Annotated in this window: 32 protein-coding genes; 30 read left to right on the top strand and 2 right to left on the bottom strand. The window is 67.8% G+C overall.

The genetic code is table 11. The features are described from left to right. The first annotated feature begins 17 nt into the window (after positions 1-17). The 3 genes from WFJ36_RS12980 to WFJ36_RS12970 are packed head-to-tail and all read left to right on the top strand — an operon-like array spanning position 18 to position 3,529. Positions 18-1,391 (top strand): FAD-dependent oxidoreductase, encoded by a 1,374-nt coding sequence (locus WFJ36_RS12980; RefSeq protein WP_071328966.1) that lies wholly within the window; start codon positions 18-20, stop codon positions 1,389-1,391. Positions 1,392-1,451: 60 nt separating this feature from the next. Continuing rightward, entirely contained in the window at positions 1,452-2,483 is a 1,032-nt protein-coding gene (locus WFJ36_RS12975; RefSeq protein ID WP_336643420.1) for a hypothetical protein, read from the top strand. Between the two features lie 35 nt (positions 2,484-2,518). After that, positions 2,519-3,529 (top strand): alpha/beta hydrolase, encoded by a 1,011-nt coding sequence (locus WFJ36_RS12970; protein WP_071328964.1) that lies wholly within the window; start codon positions 2,519-2,521, stop codon positions 3,527-3,529. On the opposite strand, the gene WFJ36_RS12965 is transcribed toward WFJ36_RS12970, so the two are convergent. Both WFJ36_RS12965 and WFJ36_RS12960 read right to left on the bottom strand, forming a co-directional pair. Continuing rightward, positions 3,520-4,152: a GntR family transcriptional regulator gene (locus tag WFJ36_RS12965; RefSeq protein WP_071328963.1), complete on the bottom strand. Its 633-nt coding sequence runs from the start codon at positions 4,150-4,152 to the stop codon at positions 3,520-3,522. The genes WFJ36_RS12970 and WFJ36_RS12965 overlap by 10 nt on opposite strands. Before the next feature lie 413 nt (positions 4,153-4,565). Further along, complete coding sequence (locus WFJ36_RS12960) at positions 4,566-5,054, bottom strand: YajQ family cyclic di-GMP-binding protein (RefSeq protein ID WP_025102421.1); 489 nt, start codon at positions 5,052-5,054, stop codon at positions 4,566-4,568. 85 nt (positions 5,055-5,139) lie between these two features. Between WFJ36_RS12960 and WFJ36_RS12955 the strand changes: the two genes are divergently transcribed. From WFJ36_RS12955 to rplN, 27 genes are all read left to right on the top strand, one after another. Beyond that, positions 5,140-5,613 (top strand): NUDIX domain-containing protein, encoded by a 474-nt coding sequence (locus WFJ36_RS12955; protein WP_336643419.1) that lies wholly within the window; start codon positions 5,140-5,142, stop codon positions 5,611-5,613. Positions 5,614-5,783: 170 nt separating this feature from the next. Beyond that, positions 5,784-6,995 carry a sugar ABC transporter substrate-binding protein gene (locus tag WFJ36_RS12950; RefSeq protein WP_336643418.1) on the top strand — a complete coding sequence of 404 codons (1,212 nt, stop codon included), beginning with the start codon at positions 5,784-5,786 and terminating at the stop codon, positions 6,993-6,995. A 72-nt stretch (positions 6,996-7,067) separates the two neighbouring features. Next, positions 7,068-8,672 (top strand): maltose ABC transporter permease MalF, encoded by a 1,605-nt coding sequence (gene malF, locus WFJ36_RS12945; protein WP_071328957.1) that lies wholly within the window; start codon positions 7,068-7,070, stop codon positions 8,670-8,672. A gap of 1 nt (position 8,673) precedes the next feature. After that, positions 8,674-9,582: a sugar ABC transporter permease gene (locus tag WFJ36_RS12940; protein WP_292786064.1), complete on the top strand. Its 909-nt coding sequence runs from the start codon at positions 8,674-8,676 to the stop codon at positions 9,580-9,582. A gap of 49 nt (positions 9,583-9,631) precedes the next feature. Next, positions 9,632-9,958, top strand: coding sequence for a PadR family transcriptional regulator (locus WFJ36_RS12935; protein WP_025102416.1), 327 nt, complete (start codon positions 9,632-9,634; stop codon positions 9,956-9,958). 2 nt (positions 9,959-9,960) lie between these two features. After that, a complete protein-coding gene (locus tag WFJ36_RS12930; protein ID WP_071328955.1) occupies positions 9,961-10,611 on the top strand; it encodes an HAAS signaling domain-containing protein in 651 nt (216 codons plus the stop codon). Positions 10,612-10,675: 64 nt separating this feature from the next. After that, positions 10,676-10,828, top strand: a complete 153-nt coding sequence (locus WFJ36_RS12925) for a hypothetical protein (RefSeq protein WP_177173821.1) — start codon at positions 10,676-10,678, stop codon at positions 10,826-10,828. A 113-nt stretch (positions 10,829-10,941) separates the two neighbouring features. Continuing rightward, complete coding sequence (locus tag WFJ36_RS12920; RefSeq protein ID WP_071328954.1) at positions 10,942-12,057, top strand: ABC transporter; 1,116 nt, start codon at positions 10,942-10,944, stop codon at positions 12,055-12,057. A gap of 71 nt (positions 12,058-12,128) precedes the next feature. Further along, complete coding sequence (locus tag WFJ36_RS12915; RefSeq protein WP_256209433.1) at positions 12,129-12,557, top strand: hypothetical protein; 429 nt, start codon at positions 12,129-12,131, stop codon at positions 12,555-12,557. A gap of 49 nt (positions 12,558-12,606) precedes the next feature. After that, positions 12,607-13,254 (top strand): spermidine/putrescine ABC transporter substrate-binding protein, encoded by a 648-nt coding sequence (locus WFJ36_RS12910; RefSeq protein ID WP_336643417.1) that lies wholly within the window; start codon positions 12,607-12,609, stop codon positions 13,252-13,254. A gap of 227 nt (positions 13,255-13,481) precedes the next feature. Beyond that, a complete protein-coding gene (gene rpsL, locus WFJ36_RS12905; protein WP_018187369.1) occupies positions 13,482-13,850 on the top strand; it encodes a 30S ribosomal protein S12 in 369 nt (122 codons plus the stop codon). 5 nt (positions 13,851-13,855) lie between these two features. After that, entirely contained in the window at positions 13,856-14,326 is a 471-nt protein-coding gene (gene rpsG, locus WFJ36_RS12900; protein ID WP_017201608.1) for a 30S ribosomal protein S7, read from the top strand. Between the two features lie 87 nt (positions 14,327-14,413). Further along, the gene (gene fusA, locus WFJ36_RS12895) at positions 14,414-16,528 is read left to right on the top strand and encodes an elongation factor G (protein WP_025102411.1); all 2,115 of its coding nucleotides are present in this window, start codon (positions 14,414-14,416) and stop codon (positions 16,526-16,528) included. Positions 16,529-16,694: 166 nt separating this feature from the next. Further along, positions 16,695-17,888, top strand: coding sequence for an elongation factor Tu (gene tuf, locus WFJ36_RS12890; RefSeq protein WP_025102410.1), 1,194 nt, complete (start codon positions 16,695-16,697; stop codon positions 17,886-17,888). Between the two features lie 147 nt (positions 17,889-18,035). After that, positions 18,036-18,248 carry a hypothetical protein gene (locus WFJ36_RS12885; protein ID WP_071328953.1) on the top strand — a complete coding sequence of 71 codons (213 nt, stop codon included), beginning with the start codon at positions 18,036-18,038 and terminating at the stop codon, positions 18,246-18,248. A gap of 858 nt (positions 18,249-19,106) precedes the next feature. Continuing rightward, positions 19,107-19,415, top strand: coding sequence for a 30S ribosomal protein S10 (gene rpsJ, locus WFJ36_RS12880; RefSeq protein ID WP_017201594.1), 309 nt, complete (start codon positions 19,107-19,109; stop codon positions 19,413-19,415). Positions 19,416-19,423: 8 nt separating this feature from the next. Then, positions 19,424-20,083 carry a 50S ribosomal protein L3 gene (rplC, locus tag WFJ36_RS12875; RefSeq protein WP_025102408.1) on the top strand — a complete coding sequence of 220 codons (660 nt, stop codon included), beginning with the start codon at positions 19,424-19,426 and terminating at the stop codon, positions 20,081-20,083. Between the two features lie 2 nt (positions 20,084-20,085). Next, positions 20,086-20,748, top strand: a complete 663-nt coding sequence (rplD, locus tag WFJ36_RS12870) for a 50S ribosomal protein L4 (RefSeq protein ID WP_025102407.1) — start codon at positions 20,086-20,088, stop codon at positions 20,746-20,748. After that, the gene (rplW, locus tag WFJ36_RS12865) at positions 20,745-21,068 is read left to right on the top strand and encodes a 50S ribosomal protein L23 (RefSeq protein ID WP_025102406.1); all 324 of its coding nucleotides are present in this window, start codon (positions 20,745-20,747) and stop codon (positions 21,066-21,068) included. Before rplD ends, rplW begins: the two co-directional genes overlap by 4 nt. Positions 21,069-21,088: 20 nt before the next feature. Continuing rightward, positions 21,089-21,928, top strand: a complete 840-nt coding sequence (gene rplB / locus WFJ36_RS12860; protein ID WP_025102405.1) for a 50S ribosomal protein L2 — start codon at positions 21,089-21,091, stop codon at positions 21,926-21,928. Positions 21,929-21,940: 12 nt separating this feature from the next. Beyond that, on the top strand, positions 21,941-22,222 hold the full coding sequence (rpsS, locus tag WFJ36_RS12855) for a 30S ribosomal protein S19 (protein WP_017201589.1): 282 nt from the start codon (positions 21,941-21,943) through the stop codon (positions 22,220-22,222). A 25-nt stretch (positions 22,223-22,247) separates the two neighbouring features. Next, positions 22,248-22,646 (top strand): 50S ribosomal protein L22, encoded by a 399-nt coding sequence (rplV, locus tag WFJ36_RS12850; protein WP_025102404.1) that lies wholly within the window; start codon positions 22,248-22,250, stop codon positions 22,644-22,646. Beyond that, positions 22,646-23,398, top strand: a complete 753-nt coding sequence (gene rpsC / locus WFJ36_RS12845) for a 30S ribosomal protein S3 (protein WP_025102403.1) — start codon at positions 22,646-22,648, stop codon at positions 23,396-23,398. Before rplV ends, rpsC begins: the two co-directional genes overlap by 1 nt. Next, positions 23,398-23,817: a 50S ribosomal protein L16 gene (gene rplP, locus WFJ36_RS12840; RefSeq protein ID WP_025102402.1), complete on the top strand. Its 420-nt coding sequence runs from the start codon at positions 23,398-23,400 to the stop codon at positions 23,815-23,817. The genes rpsC and rplP overlap by 1 nt, the downstream gene beginning before the upstream one ends. Next, entirely contained in the window at positions 23,817-24,134 is a 318-nt protein-coding gene (gene rpmC / locus WFJ36_RS12835; protein ID WP_025102401.1) for a 50S ribosomal protein L29, read from the top strand. The genes rplP and rpmC overlap by 1 nt, the downstream gene beginning before the upstream one ends. Further along, positions 24,134-24,451 carry a 30S ribosomal protein S17 gene (gene rpsQ, locus WFJ36_RS12830; protein WP_025102400.1) on the top strand — a complete coding sequence of 106 codons (318 nt, stop codon included), beginning with the start codon at positions 24,134-24,136 and terminating at the stop codon, positions 24,449-24,451. Before rpmC ends, rpsQ begins: the two co-directional genes overlap by 1 nt. Next, a complete protein-coding gene (rplN, locus tag WFJ36_RS12825; RefSeq protein ID WP_025102399.1) occupies positions 24,448-24,816 on the top strand; it encodes a 50S ribosomal protein L14 in 369 nt (122 codons plus the stop codon). The genes rpsQ and rplN overlap by 4 nt, the downstream gene beginning before the upstream one ends. The last annotated feature ends 1 nt before the right edge of the window (position 24,817 follow it).

Here is a 24,817-nt window from a genome sequence, read left to right as displayed (position 1 = left end):
CACACGAAAGGACCTCCATGACCAAGCTGAGACTGGCCATCGTCGGCGCCGGCCCCGCGGGCATCTACGCCGCGGACATCCTGCTGAAGGCCGAGCGCAAGTTCGACGTCTCCATCGACCTGTTCGAGCAGCTCCCCGCCCCGTACGGACTCGTCCGGTACGGCGTCGCCCCTGATCACCCGCGCATCAAGGGCATCATCACCGCGCTGCGCGATGTGCTCGACCGCGGCGACATCCGCCTCTTCGGCAACGTCCGCTTCGGTGAGGACATCACGCTCGACGACCTCAAGAAGCACTACAACGCGGTCATCTTCGCCACCGGAGCGATCCGCGACACGTCGCTGGACATCCCCGGCATCGACGCGGTGGGCTCCTACGGCGCCGCCGACTACGTGAGCTGGTTCGATGGCCACCCCGACGTGCCGCGTGAGTGGCCGCTGGACGCCGCATCGGTGGCGGTCCTCGGCAACGGCAACGTCGCCCTCGACGTCTCCCGCATGCTCGCGAAGCATGCGGAGGACCTTCTCGTCACCGAGGTCCCGGAGAACGTGTACGAGGGACTCAAGGCGAGCGCCGTCACGGACGTGCACGTGTTCGGCCGCCGGGGCCCGGCCCAGGTGAAGTTCACGCCGCTGGAGCTCCGCGAGCTGGGGGAGCTGCGCGACGTCGACATGGTCGTCTACGACGAGGACTTCGACTACGACGAGGCCTCGAAGGACGCGGTCGCGAGCAACAAGCAGGTCATGGTCATCGACCGCATCCTGCAGTCGTGGCGCAAGCGCGACTCCGTCAACAACGCCGGCGGCACGGCCTCGCGTCGTCTGCACCTGCACTTCTGGGCGCGGCCGGTCGAGGTCCGCACCGACGAGAACGGCCGTGTCGCGGCTCTCGTGTACGAGCGCACCCAGCCGGACGGCCAGGGTGGTGCGGTCGGCACCGGGGAGCTGCGCGAGGTACCCGTGCAGGCGCTGTATCGCGCGATCGGCTACTTCGGCTCGCCGCTGCCCGGCGTCCCCTTCGACAAGAAGCACGGCGTCATCCCCAACCACGAGGGCCAGGTGCTCGCGAAGGACTCGAACGACCGCGTCCCCGGCGTGTACGCGACCGGCTGGATCAAGCGCGGCCCGGTCGGCCTCATCGGCCACACGAAGTCCGACGCCATGGAGACCGTCCGCCACCTCATCAACGACCAGGGCTCGTGGTGGCACCCGGAAGACCCGTCCGAGGAAGCCATCCCGGCGCTGCTCGCCGAGCGCGGCGTCGCCTGGACCGATCTGGACGGCTGGCACCGCCTCGACGAGCACGAGATCGGCCTCGGCGCCCCGCAGGAGCGGGCACGTGTGAAGGTCGTCCCGCGCGACGAGATGGTGCGCGTCTCGCGCGGCGAGTGAGTCGTCCCGGTGCCGGGAGCGCTTCCCGGCTCCGGGTCCGCGCAGCCCTAGGCTGAGGCCATGCGACCTCGTGTACTTCTGGCCCTCGGCGCCGTGGCCGTGCTCCTGCTGTCCGGCTGTGCGCCCGAGCCCGAGGTGAAGCCCACCGGCACTCCGACGGCCGCCGCCACGGTCGCGCCCACTCCCGCGTCGGCGGAAGCGCCGACTCCGGCCTTCGACGTGGACTGCACCGATGTCGCCGACGCGATGTCGGGCTCCGCCGGCGAGGTCGAGGGTGAGGTGGCGGAGGTGCTGGGCGTGTGGTCGTCGCCGAGCTGGTATCCCGGTCCCGCGCAGCACATGTTCCAGCGGGCGGGCGGCATCGCCTGCTCGGCGGGGACGGCGGAGCACAACTGGGAGGTCACGATCCTCCCCGGTGCCGAGGAGACGATCACCGGCGCGGAGTCCCGCGGTGGATACTACGGTGAGGAGTCCCGCTGCGAGAGCGGCGGATACTGCTTCTTCCAGCTGGTCGACGGCGATGTCCTGGTCTCGGCGACTGTCGTGGACCCGGAGAAGGGGCCGGACGACACGGCGACGCTCGAGGAGGCCCTGCGCGGACTCGGCGCCGCAGCCGTGGCGTCGCTGCGGCAGGTGGATGTGCCGGAGAGCGCGGTCGAGGGCGTGGACTGCACGCGGTTCCTCACCGCGACGGAGCTCGCAGAGCAGGTCGACGCCGAGGTGCACGTGATCGACGCGTTCGGCGGGTGGTCCATCCCGGCCGAGGTCTACCAGGAGCGCAACGGTGCGCGGATCTGCTACTACGCCTCCGGGGACGACGAGTATGCCGCGCAGGGGTACATGATGCTCACCACGCTGCCCGGTGGCGCGTGGGCGTTCGACGAGCTCCAGGACGGAGAGGAGATCGCGATCGAGGGCGCGGATGCCGCCCGCGCCGGCGTCGATGCACTTCGCCGTCCGGTGCTCGATCTTCGCGTGGGTGCGGACTGGCTGCGTCTCACGACCTTCGACGGGTCGGGGATCGACGACCTCGCGCCGATCGCGGCCACCATCGCGGACGACTTCGCCGTCGCCCGTCCCGGCGGTGAGTGACGTCGTGGGCTAGCCTGGGCGCGAGGGGAGGACGCATGGCCGAGTGGGTCCCAGATGTTCTCGGCGATGAGTTCGCCCAGCTCACCCTCGACCTCGGCAGCGACGAGCAGGGCCCGGTGGTGGCCACTCTCGTGCGGGCGCTGCCGACTCCGGTTCCGTGGTGGGAGCGCGCTCGGCGCCGACGCCCGTTGCTCGAGGGCGTGGACGTGCTCTACATCCACGGGTGGTCGGACTACTTCTTCCAGAAGCGGTTGGCCCGATTCTGGACCGCTCGTGGCGCCCGCTTCTTCGCCCTCGACCTGCGCAAGTACGGGCGCAGCCTACGCGAGGGTCAGACCCCCGGTTACATCACCGACCTGTCCACCTACGACGAGGACATCGCCGCGGCACTGGACGCGATGGGGCGCGGCGAGGATGGCGAGGAGAGCGGGCGACGCCTGATCCTGCTCGGACACTCGACCGGCGGGCTGACGCTGAGCCTGTGGGCGTCGCGGCATCCCGGTGCGGCCGACGCCCTCATCCTGAACAGTCCGTGGCTCGAGTTCCAGTTCGCTCCCGTGCGGGCCGCGATCGCCCCGATGGTGGAGTTCCAGGCGCGGATCCGGCCGCTCGACGTCGCGCCGCAGGTCGATCTCGGCTACTACACGCGGGCGCAGCAGGAGGTGGCCGACCCGGACGATCCGATGGAGGTCAACACCACGTGGCGCCCGGTGCAGACGATGGCCGTCTACGCCGGGTGGCTCAATGCGATCCTCACCGGGCACAAGGCCGTCGCCGCCGGTCTGGACATCGCGGCGCCGGTCTGCGTCCTGCTGTCGAAGCGGTTCGTGGCGCCGACCCGGTGGTCGGAGGAGCTGACCTCCGCCGACTCCGTCCTCGTCGTCGACGACATCGCCCGCGCGGCCCTGCGGCTGGGTGCCACGGTCACCGTCGAACGGATCGACGGCGCCCTGCACGACGTGTTCCTGTCCCGGCACGACGCCCGGGAGGACGCGTACCGCCGCCTGCACCGCTGGGTCGTCGGCTGGCGCGCCGCTCAGACGTAGTACATCGCGCGTGCGAGACGCTCCGCCTCATCGCCGTCGCCGGTGCGCACCGCCTCGGCGAAATCCGCATAGACCTGTCGTATCCGCTCGCGGTCGCCGGCACGCACCACCCACCCGCGCAGGTTCCGGGTCACGGCGACGGCGACATCATCGATGAGCATCCGGTGCTGGCGGTTCCCGCTGTGGTCGGCGAGGTAGGCGAAGACGGCCCACCGCGCCCGCGCCGTGGACGCGCCGTCGGTGAGCGAGCCCTGCATCCGCGCGATGAGCTCCAGCGCCCGCTCGCGTTGGACAGCGCTCAGTCTCGGCACCGCCATCCGCGCCGTGATGCCGCCCTGGTAGCCGGCGAACTCCAGCGATTCGGCCATCACCTGCGGCGTGACCGTCGTCACCTCCGTGTACCGGCTCGGGTACATCGTCACCAGTCCCAGTCGCTCCAAACGCTGGAGCGCTTCGCGCACGGGCGTCCGCGAGACGTGGAGCTCGTCCGCCACGTCGACGTCCCGGATCCGGTCGCCTTCGGCGAACTCTCCCTCCGTGATCAGCCGCCCGATGTGGTGGAACACCTCATCCGCCAGCAGCTGCTTGTTCTCTCCGATGCTCTTCGACTCGATCTGCCCCATGGCCCAGCCCCCGGTCGTTCTTGGTCTGCCACCGGCGTCCACTCTCGGGTGGGAGGGGCGCGGCGGTCGCAGGATTGCCGTCCTGCCTCCTCGGGGGGCCGATCCGCGTGGGGGCGCGCAGCGGGCGGGGAGGCCTGTCATGAACCCGGGACCGGTCGGCGTGCGACGTCGGCAGATCCCAGGCCGACGCGAGCTCCGGGGGCCCGCGCCGCTCCCTCCCCTGAGCCGGCGTGGCATCCTCGAAGCGCATCCACCGCGGCGATCGGGTGTCGGGCGGGGATGGCGTCGGAGTCGTGACGAGTCACGACCGCTTCCAGTCTCGACGAAGAACACCGATATCTCGGCATGCGTTGACCGGGGAAAAGAACGGGCTCGGGATGACTCCCGAGCCCTGGCTTCCGACGCGAGTGGCGTCAGCGGTAGTTGATGAACTGCAGATCGATGTCGAGGTCGCTGCCCTTGAGGAGCGCGATCACGGCCTGGAGGTCGTCGCGGCTCTTGGACTGCACGCGCAGCTCGTCGCCCTGGATCTGGCTCTTCACACCCTTGGGACCCTCATCGCGGATGATCTTGCCGATCTTCTTCGCGTTCTCGGAGGAGATGCCGTCCTTCAGGCTCGACAGGATGCGGAACTCCTTGCCGCTGGCGAAGGGCTCGCCCGAATCGAGGCTCTTCAGCGAGATGCCGCGCTTGATGAGCTTGGACTGGAACACGTCGAGGACGGCGTTGGCGCGCTCCTCGGTGTTCGCGGTGATGAGGATCTGTTCGCCGCTCCAGGCGATCGAAGCGCCGGTCCCCTTGAAGTCGTAGCGCTGCTCCACCTCTTTGCGCGCCTGGTTCAGGGCGTTCTCGGCCTCCTGGCGATCCACTTTCGAGACGATGTCAAAGGAACTGTCAGCCATGACTCAACTGTATCCGCGGGGGTGCGGAAAGTCCCGTGGGCGGGCTCCCCGGGGCGCGCGCCGTCCCGGCGCCTAGACTTCGTCGATGCCGATGTCCCCCTACGTCGAGGCGATCCGTGCGCGGATCGGACACGATTTGCTCCTGCTGCCCGGTGTCACCGCCGTCATCCGCGACGGCGAACGGTTCCTGCTGGCCCGGCACGCGCACTCCGGGGCGTGGAGCCTGCTCGGGGGCGGGGTGGAGCCCGGTGAAGAGCCCGCGGACGCGGTCGTCCGGGAAGTCCTCGAAGAGACGGGAGCGGGTCTGCGGATCACAGGACTGATCGGTGCGTACGGTGGCGACCCGATGGCGGTGACCTATCCGAACGGCGACCAGGTCGGCTACGTCACGGTCGCCTACGAGTGCGAGCTGCTCAGCGACCCGGCACCGGACATGGACGAGATCGTCGAACTGGGCTGGTTCCCGCGAGAGGCCATCGCCGCCTTGCCGCGGCGTGACTGGATCGATCGCGTCATCCGCGATGCACCGCATCGTGCTGGCGGTGACACCGCGCGCTGATGCCCTCACCATCGGCTGATATGGAAGCGTTTTCATATCAGGAGAGTCTCGCCGCGCCGATCACGGGTTGATATCAACGCGCTCGCGGATTGTGATCGCCTTTCGAAACGATGCATACTGTAAGCGCTTGCAGTCTTGCAGGCGCTCAGCACTGAGAGAGGCACACACCAATGAAGGTGAACAAGAGGGGCATGGTCGCCGCGGGCGCCATCGCCATCGTTTCGGCTCTGACGCTCGCCGGCTGCTCGACCGGCTCCGGCGGCGACGACTCTTCCTCCGGTGGGGACAGCGGCGGCACGCTGACCGTCTGGGTCGACGCCGAGCGGGTCGACGCGCTGCAGGGCGCGGCGGACGCGTACCAGGAGAAGACCGGTGTCACGGTCAAGCTGGTGGGGAAGTCCGTCGACGATATGAAGGACGACTTCATCCAGCAGGTCCCGACCGGCAAGGGCCCCGACGTGGTCATGGGCGCTCACGACTGGCTCGGCGAGCTCTCGACCAACGGCGTCGTCGCGCCGATCGAGCTCGGCGACAGCTCCGAGGACTACCTCCCCGTCGCGCTCCAGGCGGCGACCTATGAGGGCACCGTCTACATGCTCCCGTACGCCGTCGAGAACATCGCGGTCCTGCGCAACGCCGACCTCGTCCGCGAGCCCGCGACGAGCTTCGACGACATGGTCTCGAAGGGCACCTTCGTGGTGGAGCAGGGCGCCGAGGGCAACCCGTACCACCTGTACCCGTTCCAGACCGCCTTCGGCGCTCCGGTCTTCGGCACCGACGACAGCGGCAGCTACGACCCGACCGACCTGCAGCTCGGCAGCGAGGGCGGCTTCGCCTTCGCCGACTGGCTGGGTGCGCAGGGCGCGGCCGGCACGCTGAACACCGACATCGACGGTGAGATCGCCAAGCAGCAGTTCCTCGACGGCACCGCCGCCTTCTGGCTGACCGGCCCGTGGAACGTGGGCGCGGCCACCGAGGCGGGCATCAACGTCGAGATCGATCCGATTCCGAGCCCGACGGGGGAGACGGCCTCGCCGTTCGCCGGCGTCAAGGGCTTCTTCGTGAGCGCCGAGTCGAAGAACAAGGTCGCGGCCAACGACTTCCTCGTCAACTACCTCGGCACGGAGGACGTGCAGCTGGAGCTGTTCAAGGCCGGCAACGTGCTCCCGGCCCTCACGGCTGCCGCAGACACCGCGGCGTCCGACCCGATCATCGCCGGCTTCCAGGCCGTCGGCGCCGACGCGGTCCCCATGCCGGCGATCCCCGCCATGGGCGCTGTCTGGCAGTTCTGGGGCGTGGCCGAGGCCGCCATCATCAACGGCGAGGACCCGCAGGCGACGTGGCAGAAGCTCGTCGATGACGTGACCGCCGCGATCGAGTAACGGCCGACAAGATGACGACCCTGCCGGGGCGGGCCGACCAGCACGCCCCGGCAGGACCATGACGAGGACGACATGACAGACACCGAAGAGCGCACCGCGCCTCCCACGCCTCGGCAGCGCCAGGCCGCGAAGATCGCCGAGGCGGCCTCCCGACCGATCGGGTGGATGCTGCTCAAGATCCTGTTGCTGGCGATCGTGGACGCGATCGCCGTCTACGCCGTGTTCGTGCTGCTCGTGCAGCACGAGTGGCTGGTCCTCGGCCTCGTCGTCGCGGTGACGGTCGTCGTCAACTACATCTACTTCTCCCGCAAGCGCATCGCGGCGAAGTACCTCACCCCCGGCATCATCTTCCTGGTCCTGTTCCAGGTCTTCACGCTCCTCTACACGGGCTACATCGGCTTCACGAACTACGGCACCGGCCACAACGGGAGCAAGGAGCAGGCGATCTCGTCGCTGCTCGCCTCCGCGCAGGAGCGCGTGGAGGACTCTCCGACGTACCCCGTCACGGTGGTCGAGCAGTTCGGCACCTACGGCCTCCTCGTCACGGATCCGGAGGATGGCGATGCGCTCCTCGGCACGGCGGAGCAGCCTCTCGCCGCGGTCGACGCGGAGTTCGAAGGCGGCAAGGCCGTCGCCGTGGACGGGTGGACCACGCTTCCGCTCGCCACCGTCTTCACCCTGTCGGAGGAGCTGGAGCAGCTCTCGGTCCCGTTCAGCGACGACCCCAACGATGGCAGCCTCCGTGCGCCCGATGGGCAGAACGGCTACCTCTACGTCTCGACGCTGACCTACGACGCCGCTGCCGACACGATCACGGACACCGCGACCGGCACCGTCTACAGCGACACCGGTGACGGTGCGTTCACCGCGGAGGACGGCGAGCAGCTGCTGCCCGGCTGGCAGACCACGGTCGGCTTCGACAACTTCGTCCGCGCGGTGACCGACGAGTCCATCCGCGGCCCGCTCATCTCCGTCACCGTCTGGACCTTCGTGTTCGCGCTGGTGTCCGTCGCGACGACCTTCTTCCTCGGCCTGCTGCTCGCGCTCGTCTTCAACAACACGCGGATGCGCTTCCGCAACGGCTACCGGATCATCCTCATCCTCCCGTACGCCTTCCCGGCGTTCCTCTCCGCGCTCGTCTGGGCCGGGATGATGAACGAGAGCTTCGGGTTCATCAACCAGGTGCTGTTCGGTGGCGCGGCCATCCCGTGGCTCACCGATCCGGTGCTGGCGAAGGTGTCCGTGCTGCTGGTGAACCTCTGGCTCGGCTTCCCGTACATGTTCCTCGTCTGCATGGGCGCGCTGCAGGGCATCCCGGACGACGTGAACGAGGCCGCCGTCATGGACGGCGCGAACGCGTGGCAGATCTTCCGCCGGATCAAGCTGCCGCTGCTGCTGGTGACCGTGGCACCGCTGCTGATCTCGTCGTTCGCGTTCAACTTCAACAACTTCAACCTGATCTACATGCTCACCAAGGGCGGCCCGCGCTTCAGCGATGTGTCGATCCCCGTCGGCCACACCGACATCCTCATCTCGATGGTCTACAAGGTGGCCTTCACCGGACAGACCCGCGACTACGGGCTCGCCTCCGCCTTCACGATCCTGATCTTCGTCGTGGTCGCGACGATCTCGATCATCAGCTTCCGCAAGACCAAGGCCCTCGAGGAGCTGAACTGACATGAGCACCGTCCCAAGCACCGCCACCGCCCCGCGCACCGCTCCGCCGCGTCGTTCGTTCGGCGCCTGGTTCGCCGACACCGGATGGCGTCACCTCGTCGCCATCGTGGTGAGCGCCTTCGCCCTCTTCCCGCTCCTGTACGTCGTGTCGGCTTCCCTCAATCCGAACGGCACGCTCACCGGGTCGAACCAGCTCTTCTCGGCCATCGGGATCGACAGCTACGTGCGCATCCTCAGCGACCCGCAGAATCCGTACGGGACGTGGTTCCTGAACACCCTGCTCATCGCGGTCGTGACGGGCGCGGTCACCGTCTTCATCGGAGCCTGCGCGGCATATGCCTTCTCCCGCATGCGGTTCGCGGGCCGCCGCGTGGGGCTCGTCACCATCGTCGTGGTGCAGATGTTCCCGCAGCTCCTCGCGGTCGTCGCGATCTTCCTGCTGATGTCGACGCTGGGGGACTGGTTCCCGGCGATCGGGCTCAACACGCACACCGGGCTGATCCTCGTCTATCTCGGTGGCGCGCTCGGCGTGAACACCTACCTCATGTACGGCTTCTTCAACACGATCCCGAAGGAGATCGACGAGGCCGCCCGCATCGACGGCGCCGGGCACGCGCGGATCTTCTTCACGATCATCCTGCGCCTGGTCGCCCCGATCCTCGCGGTCGTCGGCCTGCTCTCCTTCATCGGCACGGTGAACGAATACGTGATCGCCAGCGTCATGCTCGTCGACGTGGACCAGCAGACCCTCGTCGTCGGTCTGACCAAGCTCGTGGCGAACCCCCGCTACGCCGACTGGTCGGCCTTCTCCGCCGGCGCGGTCATGGCCGCGATCCCGGTCATGGTGCTGTTCCTCTTCCTGCAGAAGTACATCGTCGGCGGTCTGACCGCCGGAGCGACCAAGGGCTGATCGAAGAACCGCTCCCCGCTATCCTGCGTCACATGCTACCTTGTGAGGCATGACAGCGGACGTCGGTGCGCAGATGCGCAAGGGGGTGGTCGAGTACTGCGTACTCGGCCTGCTCTCGCGCGAGCCCATGTACGGCTGGCAGCTGTCGGATGCACTCACCGGCGCCGGGCTGATCGCCAGTATCGGCACGCTGTATCCGCTCCTCGGGCGGTTGCGCGACAACGGCTGGGTGACGACGTTCGACCGGCCGTCGGAGAGCGGTCCGGTGCGCAAGTACTACCGGCTCACGGATGCCGGTATCGATCAGCTCGCGCGCTTCCGGGCGCAGTGGGCGCCGTTCGCCCGTGCCGTCACGGGCATGGTGGGGGAAGGATGACCATGACCGAGAAGACCGCAGCCGAGCTGCGTGACGACTACCTGGCCCGGCTGGACGCGGCGATGGGCGGACTTCCGCACGGCGTCGCGTCCGAGATCCGCGGCGGGATCGCAGAGGAGCTCGACGGGCTCGACGCGGTCGCAACCGCGGAGCGGATCGACCGCCTCGGAGACCCGCGGGGGATCGCGCGTGAGGCGGAGGACGAGGTGCCGACGGCACCGCCCGTCGTGTTCCCTGCGCCCACTCCCGCTCCGTCGGCACCGCGAACGCCGACGACCGCGACGCGGGGCTTCGCGATCGCGGCCGCGCTCACGCTGAGCTTCGGCGGGATCGTGGTGCCGATCGTCGGCTGGTTCGTGGGAGCGGTGCTCGTGAGCCTGAGCGCGATGTGGCGGACCTGGGAGAAGGCCGTCGCGATCCTGGTGCCCTTCGTCGCCACCGGTCTGTCCTTCCTGATCACCTCGACCATGACCGGCTTCTCCACCGGATCGGCGTCCGGCAGCTCGACCGGCGGCGAGACGATGCCGGAGGTGGTGAACCCGCTCGTGCCCTCTTTCGGGGAGTGGCACCTGCTCCTGCTGCTGGGGTTCCTGCTGGTCCCGGCTTCCGGGCTCTGGCTGCTGTGGCGGATGCGCGGTCGCGGCGTCCGCTGACCGAGGCCGCCGCGTCGCGGCGTTGCTCACGGCCTGCGCGGGGGCTCGGGCCTACGGTGGGACCATGGCACGGGTGGGTGGTCGGAACCTCGGGATGAGCTGGTTCGCCGGGATCGTGTGCGCGGGCATCGTCGCCGGGCTCGTCTGGCTCTCGCTGCCGATGGTGCCGATCCTCGCGCAGTTCGCCGGGGATGCGCTTCGCAACACCTTCCCGTGAACGGCGTGGACCCGCGGAAGCACGCGTATGGCGACACGTCGGCACGCCTAAGGAAGCGTCGGGAGCCGCGGCGGTAATCTCACACTGCACATCCCCGATGAGAGGCGCACCCCATGAGTGATCCCGAGGCTCGTCAGCCCGAGAAGTCGAACGACGTCGACGACGTCGTCGGCAGCGCGAACGCCGGTCTCGACGCCGCGGCGGTGGCCCGCGGAGATGTCCCCGGCCACGCCGACGACGCCCGTGCGGATGATTCCCGCGCCGCAGAGGCCACCGCGGCCTCCTCCGAGCCTGCGGCCGACCAGTCCGCGACGCGGCAGGAGCCCGCCGTCGACCCCGATCTCGCCGCCTTCGAGGCCGCCGAGCGAGACCACCCCGGCACCTTCAGCTCCGCCGCCCCGACGCCCTCGCGCACCGACGGCGACCGCTTCGACGCCGACCGCCGTGACGCGGACCTCCGCGACGCCGACCGCCGCGATGCGACCCCCGAGACCTCGCTGTACGCGACGCCGGAGACCTCGCTGTACTCCACGCCGAGCAGTCACGCGCACGAGGAGTCGGCCATGGCCGGCGCGGCCTACGCATCGCACGCCGACGACACCGACACCCGGATCGTGCCGTCCGAACCGCTCACGAACGGCGCGGCCGCCGCACCGCAGCAGCCGCAGCCGATCTTCGTGCAGGCACCGGAGCCGCCGCGCGAGCGCGGCAACCGCGGCACCGCCGGGGCCATCGGTCTGCTCGCCACCGTCGCCTTCGCGCTGCTCTACCTCGCCACCACGCTCGGCCTCGGCGCCCTGGCAGGCGACGTGAACGGGGAGAACATCGGCGAGGCGCTCGTCGCCCCGCTCCTCACGTGGGGGTTCTGGACCCCGGTGGTCGTGTTCTTCCTCGGCTTCTGGCTCCTGGGAGCCATCATCAACCGCGGCCGCTGGGGCCTGTGGGTGGTGTTCGGCATCGTGGTCGGGCTGATCGCCTACGCCGGACACATCCTGGGCCAGCTCTTCGAGGCGCCCTTCTGGAAGCTCACCGCGTCGCAGGGTCTCGAACTCGCGGGCGAGCAGCTGCTCGCCCCGCTGGCCATCGCGGCCTTCGTCTTCGCTCGCGAGCTCACCATCTGGTTCGGTGCCTGGGTGGCCCGCAGCGGTGCCCGCAAGACCGAGCTGAACGAGGAGGCGCAGCGCGAGTACGAGCGCACCCTCGAGGCCGGTCCCACCCTGTCGAGGTAATCACGAACACCACCACGCCGAACCCCCGCGGGCCCGAGTCCGCGGGGGTTTCGGCTGTCCTGGCGGCGGTGATGGCGACCATCGCCTTCTTCGCCCTCGCCGTCTTCGGTCTCGGCGCCCTGAGCGTCGCCACCGACCGCGACATCATCGACGTCCCGGGCCTGGGGCAGATCCCTGGAGTGTCCGGCATGGTCATGGCCGTCATCGTGTTCGCCCTCTCGCTGTGGGCGACGGTGCGGCGGGGACACGCCTCCTTCGGCTCCGCTCCCGTGATCGCGCTGCTCACGGCCCTCGTGCACGTGGTCACCGTCTGGATCGCCGTGCTCGTCGCGACGAGCGATGTGGTCGTGGCCACGGCCGTCGCCGGAGATCTCGTCCGCGGCGGCGCGAGCCTCGTGCTCCTCGCCGCCGCAGCGGTGGCCGCCTGGGGCGGGATAGCCCTCCGCCGAACGAGGTCTGCACGGCCGAGATGGCCGTGGGAGCGCGACGAGGGGGAGTGACACCCCGCAAATCCGCGCCGTGAGCGGCGACGCGCCGTACGCTGGTGGGGTGGAGCGCTCGTTGGAGACGCAGGTCGACCAGGCCGTCGAGGCCTGGTTGCGCTGGGTGCCGCGCTGGGAGCCGGCGACCCACCGCGGAAGGACTGCGCCGTGCCGACGCTGTCTCGGCTCGCCCGTCCTCGCCGCCGCAGGCATCGCGGGCACCACGCCGCACGGCGTCCAGCATGGGCTGTCGACGCGCATCAAGACGATCGTCGACCACGCGGTCGCGGAGTACACCGCGCGGAACCTCCCGACCCTGCAGCGCGAGCTCGATCAGCAGGCCGCGCGCAACCGCGCCCGCAGCTACCGACCGACGGAGGACCTCGACCCCGAGTTCGAGGGCCTGCCCCTGGATCCGGAGCCCGTACCCGGCGCCCCCTTCCTCTTCACGATCGCCGGTCTCGCTGACGACTCCGCCGCCGAGTTGCCGCCGCTGCCCCCGCTGTCGGACGAGGCGAAGACCGCGCTGCGGCAGGAAGTCGCCTTGGCGGATGAGTACGCGAACCTCGTCGGGCGCGAGATCTGCGGGATCCTGCTCCGACACCGGATCACCATCCAGGCGGCGGTGTCGCGACATGTCGAGCCGCAGATCGAGGCGCTTCTCGCCGAGCTCACGGAGTCGCTGGACTCGCCGTTCGACCCCGACATCCCCTGACTTCGGGCGGCGCGGGGGAGTGCGACCGTCATTTGACCGTCAGGTTACGCGGCATTACACTTGATCAGGTGTGTGCACGTCCTGACGTGCGCGCTGGGCGTCGGCACCTCGCCGGTCCGCCCCCACGGCATACCCACCACACCAAAAGCTCGTCGGTTCCGGCGTGCCGGTGGGTCATGATGTGAAACCCATCACGCTGTCACCGTGCAGCACTATGAGGAGAGAACGTGCCAACCATTCAGCAGTTGGTTCGCAAGGGTCGCTCGCCCAAGGTCACCAAGACCAAGGCGCCCGCGCTCAAGGCGAACCCGCAGCAGGCCGGGGTCTGCACCCGCGTCTACACCACCACCCCGAAGAAGCCGAACTCGGCGATGCGCAAGGTCGCTCGTGTGAAGCTCCGCAACGGGACCGAGGTCACCGCGTACATCCCCGGTGAGGGCCACAACCTGCAGGAGCACTCCCTGGTGCTCGTCCGCGGCGGTCGTGTGAAGGACCTCCCCGGTGTGCGTTACAAGATCGTCCGTGGCGCTCTGGACACCCAGGCCGTCAAGAACCGTAAGCAGGCTCGTTCCCGCTACGGCGCGAAGAAGGGTTGAGTTAGATGCCTCGTAAGGGTCCCGCCCCCAAGCGCCCCGTCGTCAACGACCCGGTCTACGGCGCTCCGATCGTCACCTCGCTGGTGAACAAGATCCTCGTCGACGGCAAGAAGTCGCTGGCCGAGTCGATCGTCTACGGCGCCCTCCGCGGCGTCGAGGCGAAGAACGGCCAGGACGCCGTCGCCACCCTGAAGAAGGCGCTCGACAACGTGCGCCCCACGCTCGAGGTCCGCAGCCGCCGCGTCGGTGGCTCGACCTACCAGGTTCCGGTCGAGGTCAAGCCGCACCGCGCGAACACCCTCGCGCTGCGCTGGCTCGTGAGCTACGCCAAGGGTCGTCGTGAGAAGACGATGACCGAGCGTCTCCAGAACGAGATCCTGGACGCGTCGAACGGCCTGGGTGCCGCGGTCAAGCGCCGCGAGGACACCCACAAGATGGCCGAGTCGAACCGCGCGTTCGCTCACTACCGCTGGTAAACAGCTTCGCCCGCCCTTCGGCCACTCGCCGAGGGGCGGGCACCCCCTCTTCGCAGTACACCTGCTCCAAAAGATAAGGACACTCCTGTGGCACAAGACGTGCTCACGGACCTGAGCAAGGTCCGCAACATCGGCATCATGGCGCACATCGATGCCGGCAAGACCACGACGACCGAGCGCATCCTGTTCTACACGGGCGTCAACCACAAGCTCGGCGAGACGCACGACGGTGCGTCGACCACCGACTGGATGGAGCAGGAGAAGGAGCGCGGCATCACGATCACGTCTGCCGCCGTGACCTGCTTCTGGAACAAGAACCAGATCAACATCATCGACACCCCCGGTCACGTGGACTTCACGGTCGAGGTGGAGCGCTCGCTCCGCGTCCTCGACGGTGCGGTCGCCGTGTTCGACGGCAAGGAGGGCGTCGAGCCCCAGTCCGAGACCGTGTGGCGTCAGGCCGACAAGTACAACGTTCCCCGCATCTGCTTCGTCAACAAGATGGACAAGCTCGGCGCAGACTTCTACTTCACGGTCGACACGATCATCAACCGCCTCGGCGCCAAGCCGCTGGTGCTGCAGCTCCCGATCGGTGCCGAGAACGACTTCGTCGGCGTCATCGACCTCGTCGAGATGCGCGCTCTGGTGTGGCCCGGCGACGCCAAGGGTGACGTGACCATGGGCGCCTCCTACGAGGTGCAGGAGATCCCGGCCGACCTCAAGGACAAGGCCGAGGACTACCGCCAGCAGCTGCTGGAGACGGTCGCCGAGACCGACGAGGAGCTTCTCGAGAAGTTCTTCGGCGGCGAGGAGCTCACCGTCGCGGAGATCAAGGGCGCCATCCGCAAGATGGTCGTCGCCAGCGAGATCTACCCGGTCCTCTGCGGCTCCGCCTTCAAGAACCGCGGTGTGCAGCCGATGCTGGACGCCGTCGTCGACTACCTCCCGTCCCCGCTGGACGTGCCTGCCATCGAGGCGCACGACCCGAAGGACGAGGAGAAGATCATCGAGCGTCACCCCGACGCGAAGGACCCGTTCGCGGCCCTGGCCTTCAAGGTCGCCGTGCACCCGTTCTTCGGTCGTCTGACGTACGTGCGCGTCTACTCGGGCGAGCTCGAGTCGGGTGCGCAGGTCATCAACTCGACCAAGGGCAAGAAGGAGCGCATCGGGAAGATCTTCCAGATGCACGCCAACAAGGAGAACCCGGTCGACAAGCTGACCGCCGGCAACATCTACGCCGTCATCGGTCTGAAGGACACCACCACCGGTGACACCCTCGCCGACATCGCGCAGCCGGTCGTCCTCGAGTCGATGACGTTCCCGGAGCCGGTGATCGAGGTCGCCATCGAGCCGAAGACCAAGGCCGACCAGGAGAAGCTGGGTCTCGCGATCCAGAAGCTCGCTGAGGAGGACCCGACCTTCCGCACGGAGCTCAACCCGGAGACCGGTCAGACGACCATCAAGGGCATGGGTGAGCTGCACCTCGACATCCTCGTCGACCGCATGAAGCGCGAGTTCCGCGTCGAGGCGAACGTCGGCAAGCCGCAGGTCGCGTACCGCGAGACGATCCGCAAGGCCGTCGAGAAGCACGACTACACGCACAAGAAGCAGACCGGTGGATCGGGCCAGTTCGCCAAGATCCAGTTCAACATCGAGCCGCTCGAGCTCGACGGCGAGAAGACGTACGAGTTCGTGAACGCGGTCACCGGTGGCCGCATCCCGCGCGAGTACATCGGCTCGATCGACGCCGGTTTCCAGGACGCCATGAACGTCGGTGTCCTCGCGGGCTACCCGATGGTGGGCGTCAAGGCGACCATCGTCGACGGTGCAGCGCACGACGTCGACTCCTCGGAGATGGCGTTCAAGATCGCGGGCTCCATGGGCTTCAAGGAGGCCGCGCGTCGTGCCAACCCCGTGCTGCTCGAGCCGCTGATGGCCGTCGAGGTCCGTACTCCGGAGGAGTACATGGGCGACGTCATCGGCGACCTGAACTCGCGTCGTGGCCAGATCCAGTCGATGGAGGACGCCGCCGGCGTCAAGGTCGTGCGTGCCGCGGTGCCGCTGTCCGAGATGTTCGGCTACATCGGCGACCTGCGCTCGAAGACCTCGGGCCGTGCCGTCTACTCCATGGAGTTCGACAGCTACGCCGAGGTCCCGCGCGCGGTGGCCGACGAGATCGTCCAGAAGGCCAAGGGCGAGTAATCGCTCTTCTGGGAGCCCTGGGTGCTGAGCCAGTCGAAGCACCCGGGGTTCCCAGGTCACCTACAACTTCACATTCCCTCTCTACTAAACTGAGAACCTAACCCGTAGAGAACCGGTCGCAAACCAGTGCCCGGCACCTCTACAACGACGTCCTGAGGAGGACCCAGTGGCTAAGGCCAAGTTCGAGCGGACCAAGCCGCACGTCAACATCGGAACGATCGGTCACGTCGACCACGGCAAGACCACGCTCTCCGCAGCGATCTCGAAGGTGCTTGCTGACAAGTACCCGTCCGACACGAACGTGCAGCGCGACTTCGCTTCCATCGACTCGGCGCCGGAAGAGCGCCAGCGCGGTATCACGATCAACATCTCGCACATCGAGTACGAGACCCCGAAGCGCCACTACGCCCACGTTGACGCCCCCGGCCACGCCGACTACGTCAAGAACATGATCACGGGTGCGGCGCAGATGGACGGCGCGATCCTCGTCGTCGCGGCCACCGACGGCCCGATGGCGCAGACGCGCGAGCACGTTCTGCTCGCCAAGCAGGTCGGCGTCCCCTACCTGCTCGTCGCGCTGAACAAGTCCGACGCGGTCGACGACGAGGAGATCCTGGAGCTCGTCGAGCTCGAGGTTCGCGAGCTGCTCTCGAGCCAGGGCTTCGACGGCGACAACGCTCCCGTCGTTCGCGTCTCCGCTCTCAAGGCCCTCGAGGGCGACGAGAAGTGGGTCGACGCGATCCTCGAGCTCATGCAGGCTGTCGACGACAGCGTTCCGGACCCGGAGCGTGACCGTGACAAGCCGTTCCTCATGCCCGTCGAGGACGTCTTCACGATCACCGGTCGTGGCACCGTCGTCACGGGTCGTGCCGAGCGTGGCACCCTGGCCATCAACTCCGAGGTCGAGATCGTGGGTCTGCGCCCGACGCAGAAGACGACCGTCACCGGTATCGAGATGTTCCACAAGCAGCTCGACGAGGCATGGGCCGGCGAGAACTGTGGTCTGCTCCTCCGCGGCACCAAGCGCGAGGACGTGGAGCGCGGCCAGGTCATCGTGAAGCCGGGTTCGGTCACGCCGCACACCAACTTCGAGGGCACGGCCTACATCCTGTCCAAGGACGAGGGTGGCCGCCACAACCCCTTCTACACGAACTACCGTCCGCAGTTCTACTTCCGCACCACGGACGTCACCGGCGTCATCTCGCTGCCCGAGGGCACCGAGATGGTCATGCCCGGCGACACCACCGACATGACGGTCGAGCTGATCCAGCCGATCGCCATGGAGGAGGGCCTCGGCTTCGCCATCCGTGAGGGTGGTCGTACGGTCGGCGCCGGTACGGTGACGAAGATCATCAAGTAAGCAGCCGCTTCCTCGCAGAGGGGTCGAGCCTTCGGGCTCGGCCCCTCTGTCGTTTTCCGGATCGAGGGTTCCGTCGCCCGGTTCCGCCCGGCACAATGAGGTGTCCGGTGCGATCGCCGGGCGCACACACCTCCGAAGGGGATTCACATGGGTATCGAGGACGCCGTCAACAAGGGCAAGGACCTGTACGAGCAGAACAAGGACAAGCTGGCGGAAGCGGTCAAGAGCGAGCAGGCCGAGGACATCAGCGACAAGGTGCTCGACGGCGTCGCCGACTTCGCGAAGAAGATCGCACCCGGCGCCGCCGACAAGATCGACGAGATCCGCGAGAGCGCTGACAAGAGCGTCGGCAACGAATAGAGCCCGACATCTCCGTGGAGAGCGGCGGTCCCGAGAGGGGTCGCCGCTCTTCCGTGTCGAGGGAACGCATCGCGCCCTCGGATGTGGCGGATTCTCGAAGACATCGAGTAGGATCGTCTCGACCGCCTGGGGATCTTGCGGTCGGGGTGCCGAAGGGGTTCGGCTCCCGAATCACGCGGGTTCGTCCGCGTTCACACTGGGGAAAGCGATCTTGGGGATCATCGTGCGACGCGCGCACTCTTTGCGCCTGAGCGTCTCCCCGCCTGCGCGGCGGGTCTTCCGCCGCGCCCTCGGTCGAGGCGTCCGGCGTCCCTTCACGCCGGATTCCTCGCGTTCGGTGTGCCCCCTCGCACCGGACGCCCTCCCCAAGCGGGGCGAGGCATGGGGATGCCTCGCCCCGCGCTCCTCCGCGAGCTGAGGTACCAGGGGAGGAGGCGTTCACGGGGAGTCCGGTGAGCGCGACACGCCCGGGTTTGCAGAAGTGAAATCCGCCGTGGCAGAATAGACAGGTTCGATATTCCGTCGCCGCTGTGCGTGCGCCGGATCACTGCCAGGGCAGTGCATAGACGGCTCCTCCTCCGGGAGGCTGCAGGGTTCTAGGCCGCGGGCAGCAGAACACAATCCCGACACCTTCATCAGCGAGGGCACTGCCGTGCGCGGCGGGCGTCGGGCATCCGTCACCTTCGGGTGTGCGGCTGACAGCAGAACAGTGGTGCAGCCTCTTCGACAGGCTCCCTGACCGCGAGGTCGAGAGCCCGAGAAGACGAGTGCCGAGGCGCGAACAGCGCCGACGTGCGTCCAATGCCCCAAGGCCACCCGGTCTCGGACGGTAAGACGCTTAAAGAGAGAGAGCAGACAATGGCGGGACAGAAGATCCGCATTCGCCTGAAGTCGTATGACCACGAGGTCATCGACACGTCCGCACGCAAGATCGTCGACACCGTGACCCGTGCGGGCGCGACCGTCGTCGGACCCGTGCCCCTTCCGACCGAGAAGAACGTCGTGTGCGTCATCCGGTCGCCCCACAAGTACAAGGACAGCCGCGAGCACTTCGAGATGCGCACCCACAAGCGCCTGATCGACATCGTCGACCCGACGCCCAAGGCTGTCGACTCGCTGATGCGTCTCGACCTTCCGGCCGACGTCAACATCGAGATCAAGCTCTGAGGTCCGCCATGGTTGACATCAACTCCAAGGTTTCCAAGGGCATGCTCGGCACCAAGCTCGGCATGACCCAGGTCTGGAACGAGAACGGCAAGCTCGTTCCCGTCACCGTCATCGAGCTCGCGCCGAACGTGGTCACCCAGATCCGTACCCCCGAGAAGGACGGCTACAACGCCGTGCAGATCGCGTACGGTCAGATCGACCCCCGCAAGGTGAACAAGCCCCTCTCGGCTCACTTCGAGGCTGCCGGCGTCACGCCGCGTCGTCACGTGACCGAGGTCCGCACGGCCGACGCCGCCGACTACACCCTGGGCCAGGAGCTCACGGTGGACGGCACGTTCGAGGCCGGCCAGCTCGTCGACGTCGTCGGCACGAGCAAGGGCAAGGGCACCGCCGGTGTCATGAAGCGCCACAACTTCAAGGGCGTCTCGGCATCGCACGGTGCACACCGCAACCACCGCAAGCCCGGCTCCATCGGCGCATCGTCGACCCCGAGCCGCGTCTTCAAGGGCATGCGCATGGCCGGCCGTATGGGTGGCGAGCGCGTGACCGTCCTCAACCTCACGGTGCACGCCATCGACATCGAGAAGGGACTCATGCTCGTCAAGGGCGCCGTCCCCGGTGCTCGCGGCCGCATCGTCTACGTCCGCAACGCAGTGAAGGGTGCCTGATCATGGCTGACTCCACTCTCGCGCTCGACGTCCTCAAGGCAGACGGCAAGAAGGCAGGCTCCGTCGAGCTTCCCGCCGCGCTGTTCGACGTCAAGACGAACATCCCGCTCATCCACCAGGTCGTCGTCGCGCAGCTCGCGGCGGCTCGCCAGGGCACGCACTCGACCAAGCGTCGTGGCGAGGTCTCGGGCGCCGGCCGCAAGCCCTTCAAGCAGAAGGGCACGGGTAACGCCCGTCAGGGCTCGATCCGCGCGCCGCACATGACCGGCGGTGGCATCGTGCACGGCCCGAAGCCGCGCGACTACTCGCAGCGCACCCCCAAGAAGATGATCGCGGCCGCCCTGCTGGGCGCGCTCAGCGACCGCTTCCGCGGTGACCGTCTGCACGCGATCGACACGTTCGGCACCGACGGCGCGCCGTCGACCAAGGCCGCCGCGGGCTTCCTCGCCCAGGTCGCCACGTCGAAGAACGTCCTCGTGGTCATCGAGCGCGGCGACGAGCTCGCGCTCAAGAGCATCCGCAACCTCGGCCACGTCCACGTGCTGACGTTCGACCAGCTCAACGCCTACGACGTGCTCGTCTCCGACGACATCGTCTTCACCCAGGCCGCGCTCGAGGGCTTCATCGCCTCCAAGTCCGGCGCCAACCAGGAGGTCTCCGCATGAGCGAGCAGGCATCTGTTCTCCAGACGGCCCTGAACAAGGACCCGCGCGACATCATCCTGAAGCCGGTCGTGTCCGAGAAGAGCTACGGCCTGATCGACGAGGGCAAGTACACCTTCCTCGTCGACCCGCGCGCTTCGAAGACCGAGATCAAGCTCGCCATCGAGAAGATCTTCGGCGTCAAGGTCGCGTCCGTCAACACGATCAACCGCGTCGGCAAGGCCCGTCGCACCCGCTTCGGCACCGGTAAGCGCAAGGACACCAAGCGCGCCATCGTGAGCCTGAAGTCGGGCACCATCGACATCTTCACGGCAATCGGCTGATCCGGGGGATAAGGACAATCATGGCTATTCGCAAGTACAAGCCCACGACCCCGGGCCGTCGCGGCTCGTCGGTGGCTGACTTCGCCGAGATCACCCGATCGACGCCGGAGAAGTCGCTGCTGCGCCCGATCTCGAAGACCGGTGGTCGCAACAACCAGGGCCGCATCACGACCCGTCACATCGGTGGTGGCCACAAGCGCCAGTACCGCGTCATCGACTTCCGTCGCAATGACAAGGACGGCGTGAACGCCAAGGTCGCTCACATCGAGTACGACCCCAACCGCACCGCGCGCATCGCGCTGCTGCACTACTTCGACGGCGAGAAGCGCTACATCCTCGCGCCGGCGAAGCTGAAGCAGGGCGACATCGTCGAGTCGGGCCCCGCGGCGGACATCAAGCCGGGAAACAACCTCCCGCTGAAGAACATCCCCACGGGTACCGTCATCCACGCCATCGAGCTCCGCCCCGGCGGCGGCGCGAAGATGGCGCGCTCGGCCGGTGCGTCGGTCCGCCTCGTCGCCAAGGACGGCCCCTACGCCCAGCTGCGTCTGCCCTCCGGCGAGATCCGCAACGTCGATGCGCGCTGCCGCGCGACCATCGGCGAGGTCGGCAACGCCGAGCAGTCGAACATCAACTGGGGCAAGGCCGGCCGCATGCGCTGGAAGGGCGTCCGCCCGACCGTCCGCGGTGTCGCGATGAACCCGGTCGACCACCCGCACGGTGGTGGTGAGGGCAAGACGTCCGGTGGACGTCACCCCGTCTCCCCGTGGGGTCAGGCCGAGGGCCGCACCCGCCACGCCAACAAGGAAAGCGACAAGTACATCGTGCGTCGTCGCAACGCCGGCAAGAAGCGCAAGTAGGAGTAAGAGAAGATGCCTCGCAGTCTCAAGAAGGGCCCCTTCGTCGACGAGCACCTGCTTCGCAAGGTGGTCGTGCAGAACGAAGCCGGCACGAAGAACGTCATCAAGACCTGGTCCCGCCGGTCCATGATCATCCCGGCCATGCTGGGTCACACGATCGCGGTCCACGACGGTCGCAAGCACATCCCCGTGTTTGTCTCCGAGACCATGGTCGGTCACAAGCTGGGCGAGTTCGCGCCCACCCGCACCTTCCGCGGCCACGAGAAGGACGACAAGAAGGGCCGCCGCCGCTGACGCGGTGGCGATAGAGGAGAGAGAAATGGTGGAGTCCATCGCACGCGTGCGACACATCCGCGTGACCCCTCAGAAGGCTCGTCGTGTCGTCGCGCTCATCAAGGGCAAGCAGGCCCAGGAGGCTCTGGCGATCCTGAAGTTCGCTCAGCAGTCCGCCAGTGAGCCGATCTACAAGCTTGTCGCGTCGGCCATGGCCAACGCGCAGGTCAAGGCGGATCGTGACGGCGAGTACCTCGACGAGCAGGACCTGTACGTGAAGAACGCGTACGTGGACGAGGGCACGACGCTCAAGCGTTTCCAGCCCCGTGCACAGGGTCGCGCTTTCCAGATCAAGAAGCGCACGAGCCACATCACGGTCGTGCTCTCGACGCCGGAGGCGGCTCCTGCCGCGGCCGGCGACAGCAACAAGAAGGCGAGCAAGTAATGGGACAGAAGGTCAACCCGTACGGCTTCCGCCTCGGCATCACCACGGACCACGTGTCGCGCTGGTTCTCCGACTCGACGAAGCCGGGTCAGCGTTACGCCGACTACGTGGCCGAGGACATCAAGATCCGTCGCCTGCTGCAGACGCAGCTCGACCGTGCCGGCGTCTCGAACATCGAGATCGAGCGCACCCGTGACCGCGTCCGCGTCGACATCCACACCGCCCGCCCGGGCATCGTGATCGGTCGTCGTGGTGCAGAGGCCGAGCGCATCCGCGGCGACCTCGAGAAGCTCACGGGCAAGCAGATCCAGCTGAACATCCTCGAGGTCAAGAACCCCGAGGCCGACGCTCAGCTGGTCGCCCAGGGCATCGCCGAGCAGCTCTCTGCTCGCGTGGCGTTCCGTCGCGCGATGCGCAAGGGTCTGCAGGGCGCGCAGCGCGCCGGCGCCAAGGGCATCCGCATCCAGGTCTCGGGCCGTCTCGGCGGCGCCGAGATGAGCCGGTCGGAGTTCTACCGCGAGGGTCGTGTGCCGCTGCACACGCTGCGCGCGAACATCGACTACGGCTTCTACGAGGCCAAGACCACCTTCGGCCGCATCGGCGTGAAGGTGTGGATCTACAAGGGCGACCTCACCGCCAAGGAGCTCGCGCGCGAGCAGGCCAACGCGCCGAAGTCGCGCCGTGACGACCGTGGTGACCGCCGCCGTGCCCCGCGCAACGAGGCACCTGTTGCAGAAGGAGCTTCGGCATAATGCTCATCCCCCGTAAGGTCAAGTACCGCAAGCAGCACCACCCGGGGCGCTCGGGTCAGGCCACCGGCGGCACGAAGGTCTCCTTCGGCGAGTTCGGCATCCAGGCCCTCACCCCCGCGTACGTGACGAACCGTCAGATCGAGTCCGCTCGTATCGCGATGACCCGTCACATCAAGCGTGGCGGCAAGGTGTGGATCAACATCTACCCGGACCGTCCGCTCACGAAGAAGCCTGCCGAGACCCGCATGGGTTCCGGTAAGGGTTCCCCCGAGTGGTGGGTCGCCAACGTCAAGCCGGGCCGCGTCCTCTTCGAGGTCGCGGGTGTCGACGAGCAGCTCGCTCGCGAGGCACTGACCCGTGCAATCCACAAGCTGCCGCTCAAGGCACGCATCATCAAGCGCGAGGAGGGCGACGCGTAATGGCGATCGGCACCAAGGAGCTCGCTCCGGCAGAGCTCGACACGTTCGAAGACCAGCGCCTCGTTGAGGAGCTGCGCAAGGCCAAGGAGGAGCTGTTCAACCTCCGTTTCCAGTCGGCCACCGGCCAGCTGGAGAGCCACGGCCGCATCCGCGCCGTCAAGCGCGACATCGCGCGCCTCTACACGGTGATCCGCGAGCGCGAGCTGGGCATCCGTGCGACGCCCGCTCCGGTCGAGGCTCCCGCGAAGAAGGCGACCAAGTCGAAGGCGAAGAAGGCGGACGCCGCCGAGGACGCCCCGAAGGAAGAGGCTGAGTGATGGCCACCAAGAAGGAAGCCGCCGTCGAGGCTGAGCACGCCGCTCACGACGTGCGCGATGCCGACGCCCGCGGGTACCGCAAGGCCCGTCGTGGCTATGTCGTCAGCGACAAGATGGACAAGACGATCGTCGTCGAGGTCGAGGACCGCGTGAAGCACCCGCTTTACGGCAAGGTCATCCGCCGGACGTCGAAGGTCAAGGCGCACGATGAGGCGAACTCCGCCGGCATCGGCGACCTGGTCCTGATCAACGAGACCCGCCCGCTGAGCGCCACCAAGCGCTGGCGTCTGGTGGAGATTCTGGAGAAGGCCAAGTGATTCAGCAGGAGTCCCGTCTCAAGGTCGCCGACAACACCGGCGCCAAGGAGCTGCTCACGATCCGCGTCCTCGGTGGCTCGCGCCGCCGGTACGCCGGTCTGGGCGACACCATCGTCGCGACCGTCAAGGACGCGATCCCCGGTGGCAACGTCAAGAAGGGCGACGTCGTCAAGGCGGTCATCGTCCGCACCAAGAAGGAGACCCGTCGTCCCGACGGCTCCTACATCAAGTTCGACGAGAACGCCGCCGTCATCCTGAAGAACGACGGGGAGCCCCGCGGCACCCGTATCTTCGGGCCGGTCGGCCGTGAGCTTCGCGACAAGAAGTTCATGAAGATCGTCTCGCTGGCACCGGAGGTCATCTGAT

This window comes from Microbacterium sp. MMO-113 (assembly GCF_037148555.1).
GTDB lineage: Bacteria > Actinomycetota > Actinomycetes > Actinomycetales > Microbacteriaceae > Microbacterium.
Note: the sequence above shows the minus strand (reverse complement) of the source record. Positions and strands in the feature narration are given on the sequence as shown.